Source organism: Sphaerotilus sp. (assembly GCF_031429695.1).
In the GTDB taxonomy this organism is placed as follows: Bacteria; Pseudomonadota; Gammaproteobacteria; order Burkholderiales; family Burkholderiaceae_C; genus Sphaerotilus.
Genome location: NZ_JANPAB010000040.1, coordinates 1 through 3,233, shown reverse-complemented (window position 1 = coordinate 3,233; position 3,233 = coordinate 1). Strand labels below are relative to the sequence as shown.

Sequence of the window (3,233 nt, the reverse complement as noted above, 5' to 3'; positions counted from 1 at the left end):
AAATGTAAATTATCGGGCGCAGCTAAGCGAGTGATGGATGAAGGAAAAAAGTTGTGGTGTCAGTATCACGCTACGCAGTTTGAGAAAAAGATTCGTGATGAATTTAAAATCAATCGTCCTGATGTCGGGTGGTACCAAATTCGCAAGGCACTTGAGGCTAATTGTGAAAATGAATCTGTGGACTTCGATCCGTTCAAAGCTGTTTACGATGAGTTGAGTAAGAAGCTACGCCCTCAGTTGTTCGAGTTTGGTTTTTTGCGCAATTAGAAATTGGCACGTTATCAGTCGCATCTGTCAAGTAATTTCTCCCATGCGCCTCGAAGGCACCCTCAAATCCTGGAACGACGACCGCGGCTTCGGTTTCATCGAACCCGCGCAGGGCGGGCAGGACATCTTCCTGCATGTCTCCGCCTTCCCGCGCGGCGCCGGTCGGCCGGTGCTTGGGCAGCGACTGACTTTCGAGGTCGGGCTGAATGCCGAGGGGAAAAAGCAGGCCCGGCGCGTCGATCTGCTGGCCCTGCCCACACCCGCCCAGCGGCGCATGGCGGAGCGCAGCCAGCAGCGCGAGGCGCCGGTGCCGTGGACGCTGGCGACGGGCATGGTCCTGCCGGCGTTCGCCCTGCTGTGCGGAATCATCGCGTTCCGCTGGGGCTTGCCGGGGCGCGTGCCGCTGGTCTACGCGGTGGCGAGCGTGGTGTGTTTCCTGGCCTATGCGTTCGACAAGTCCGCCGCTAGGGCCGGCCGCTGGCGCACCTCGGAAAACACGCTGCTGCTGCTCGGGCTGGTCGGTGGCTGGCCGGGCGGCCTCATCGCCCAGCACCTGCTGCGCCACAAGACCGCCAAGCCGTCATTCCTCGTGGCGTTCTGGGCGACAGTGGTGGTGAACGTGGCGGGGTTGCTGGTGTTCACCACGCCCATCGCTCGGATGCTCTGGGGCGTACCCGGTGGATAGGCTGATTTGTATTGACAAAGACAATACGAACCTGAATCCTCTGCGGCATGATTCCTGACACCCTCAAGACCCGCTTGGGCAAAGACCGCCCGATGACCTCGATCACGCTGCGCATCCCCGTCGATGTGGTCGAGTCCCTCAAGGCCCTCGCGCCATTCAAGGGGTTCTCGGGTTATCAGGGGCTGCTGAAGGGCTATATCAGCGACGGACTGCGCCGCGATGAAGCCGAATACCAATCGGGTCGGACGGCCAAGCTGCTGGCGGAACTGAAGGCGCGTGGTGTGCCGGACAGCGTGCTGGAAGAGGCGCAGCGCGCTGCGGCCTGAAATGACCCAGCGATCCGATCATGCAATGACGTACCAAACCGCCCGTCCCGCCCCATGCTTCACCAGATGCCCCATCTCCGTGAGCCGCCGCAGATGCACCTTGACGGTGTTGCGGTTGGCCCCGGTGATGTCCGTGGCCTCGACATTGGAAATCCGACCGCGTGCGCGTGCGAGTTCCAGAATCTGGACGGACAGCTCTGGCAGTCGGGCCAGCACGAGTTTTTCGTTCGCCACCTTTTCTTCCAGGCGCTTCACCTGCGACGACAGCGAGCGCAGGAAGAACAGCAGCCACGGTTGCCAGTCCGGCGACGCCGTGCGGATGGTGCTCTGCGTCTGCCGGAGCGCGATGTAGTAACCCTGCTTGTTTTGCTCGATGATGCTTTCGAGCGAGCTGTAAGGCACATGGGCATACCCCGCCTTCAGCAGCAGCAGCGTGGTGAGCACACGAGACAGCCGTCCGTTGCCATCCTGGAATGGGTGGATTTCCAGCAACACGACGACGAAGATGCCGATGACCAGCAGGGGGTGCAGTTCTGCCGAATCCCTGACGGTTCGATACCACTCGACCAGTTCGGTCATCAGCCGTGGTGTGTCAAAGGGCGTGGCGGTGGCGAAGACCACGCCGATCTCCCGCCCCGCTGCATCGAAGGCCGACACGTTGTTGGCGGTCGTCTTGTAGTGCCCCCGGTGGTAGCCGTCCTTGTCGCTGTAGACCAGCAGATCCCGGTGAAGCTGCTGCAGGTGGTTTTCGTTGACGGGGATGTGCTCCCAAGACGAAAAGACCAGTTCCATGACTTCGGCGTAGCCCGCGACCTCCTGCTCGTCACGGGTCTTGAACGACTTGTCCGACAGACCCGCCAGCAGCGTGGCCACCTCGTGATCGGACAAGCGGCTGCCTTCGATCCGTGTCGATGAGCCGATGCTTTCGATCGTGGCCACGCGCCGCATGGCCTGCAGGCGTTCCGGTGCGAGCGTGCCGAAAGCGCGCCAAGCCCCCTTGAACTCATCCAGGCGAGCGACGAGCGTGAGCAATTCGGCGGTGATGCGGAGGGTGTCGGTCGAGAACATACCCACAAACATACCCGCAAATACCCAAAAAGCAAGGCGTTTGCCGAGGGGAAGAAGCCGGCCCGGCGGGTCGATTTGCTGGCCCTGCCGGCGTTCGCCCTGCTGTGCGGAATCATCGCGTGCCGCTGGTCTACGCGGTGGCGAGCGTGGGACAGCGTGCTGGAAGAGGCGCAGCGCGCTGCGGCCTGAACCTCAGCCCTTCTGGTGGTCGCTACCCGGTTGTCGCCGGTTGCCCTTGTGGTCGTTCTGACCGGCATTCTTGTGCCTGCCGGCCACTTCCGCTTCTTCTGCCTTCTGCTTCTGCATGGCGACCTCATCCACCTGCGGCGGCTTCGGGTGCTGCGGCTGTTGGTTGAAGTCCTTGGTCTGCTTTGTCATGTCATGCTCCTGAAAAGGTCATGCGACTGTGCCAATACACCCCAAATCGCAGCTTGACCTTGCGTTCAACCGGGCGGGCTGGCAACCGACTTTCGTCTGGTAGCCCCATGCCCAGGGCGATTGCATGTAACTTACACTGTCGGCTATTTCTGCCAATGATGGAGAGACACATGACAGGCGATTCCGGATCTTGCGAGACCTTCCCTGTTGTTTGCGTGGGGGGGTCGGCAGGCGGTCTCGATGCTTATACCCGGTTACTCCAGCATCTGCCTGTCGATATGGGTGTCGCTATTGTCATCGTCAATCACGTGAGGACATTTGCGACGCTGCTGCACGAAATTCTCCCGCGTTACACGAAGATGCCGGTTGAACGGCTTTGTTGCACAACCCACCCAGCCGGCCGGTGGTCGAGCGGTGAGGTAGGCTGACGGGATGAGCAAGCCGGCGAAGAAGAAGTACACGACGAAGAACTGGTCGCCCTACACGAAGGCGCTGAGAGCCAGGGGGTC

At 61.0% G+C, this 3,233-nt stretch carries 5 protein-coding genes and 1 pseudogene; 4 read left to right on the top strand and 2 right to left on the bottom strand.

The features are described 5' to 3' along the window. The 3 genes and pseudogenes from RMP06_RS07505 to RMP06_RS07495 all read left to right on the top strand — a co-directional run. Positions 1-267 (top strand): annotated as a pseudogene (locus RMP06_RS07505) (hypothetical protein); the annotation flags it as partial. 43 nt (positions 268-310) lie between these two features. After that, positions 311-952: a DUF1294 domain-containing protein gene (locus RMP06_RS07500; protein WP_310461150.1), complete on the top strand. Its 642-nt coding sequence runs from the start codon at positions 311-313 to the stop codon at positions 950-952. A 47-nt stretch (positions 953-999) separates the two neighbouring features. Then, positions 1,000-1,278: a hypothetical protein gene (locus RMP06_RS07495; RefSeq protein ID WP_310461149.1), complete on the top strand. Its 279-nt coding sequence runs from the start codon at positions 1,000-1,002 to the stop codon at positions 1,276-1,278. 18 nt (positions 1,279-1,296) lie between these two features. On the opposite strand, the gene RMP06_RS07490 is transcribed toward RMP06_RS07495, so the two are convergent. Together RMP06_RS07490 and RMP06_RS07485 are read right to left on the bottom strand one after the other, a co-directional pair. Then, entirely contained in the window at positions 1,297-2,346 is a 1,050-nt protein-coding gene (locus tag RMP06_RS07490) for a Fic family protein (RefSeq protein WP_310461148.1), read from the bottom strand. Positions 2,347-2,538: 192 nt separating this feature from the next. Beyond that, positions 2,539-2,724, bottom strand: coding sequence for a hypothetical protein (locus RMP06_RS07485; RefSeq protein ID WP_310461147.1), 186 nt, complete (start codon positions 2,722-2,724; stop codon positions 2,539-2,541). 20 nt (positions 2,725-2,744) lie between these two features. Between RMP06_RS07485 and RMP06_RS07480 the strand changes: the two genes are divergently transcribed. After that, positions 2,745-3,152, top strand: a complete 408-nt coding sequence (locus RMP06_RS07480; RefSeq protein ID WP_310461146.1) for a chemotaxis protein CheB — start codon at positions 2,745-2,747, stop codon at positions 3,150-3,152. Positions 3,153-3,233: the final 81 nt, after the last annotated feature.

What these genes read in the sequence shown, in the direction of transcription:
- RMP06_RS07495 (WP_310461149.1), top strand. Translation starts at nt 1,000, where the DNA reads ATGATTCCTGACACCCTCAAGACCCGCTTGGGCAAAGACCGCCCGATG.
- RMP06_RS07490 (WP_310461148.1), bottom strand. Translation starts at nt 2,346, where the DNA reads ATGTTCTCGACCGACACCCTCCGCATCACCGCCGAATTGCTCACGCTC.
- RMP06_RS07485 (WP_310461147.1), bottom strand. Translation starts at nt 2,724, where the DNA reads ATGACAAAGCAGACCAAGGACTTCAACCAACAGCCGCAGCACCCGAAG.
- RMP06_RS07480 (WP_310461146.1), top strand. Translation starts at nt 2,745, where the DNA reads ATGCGACTGTGCCAATACACCCCAAATCGCAGCTTGACCTTGCGTTCA.
- RMP06_RS07500 (WP_310461150.1), top strand. Translation starts at nt 311, where the DNA reads ATGCGCCTCGAAGGCACCCTCAAATCCTGGAACGACGACCGCGGCTTC.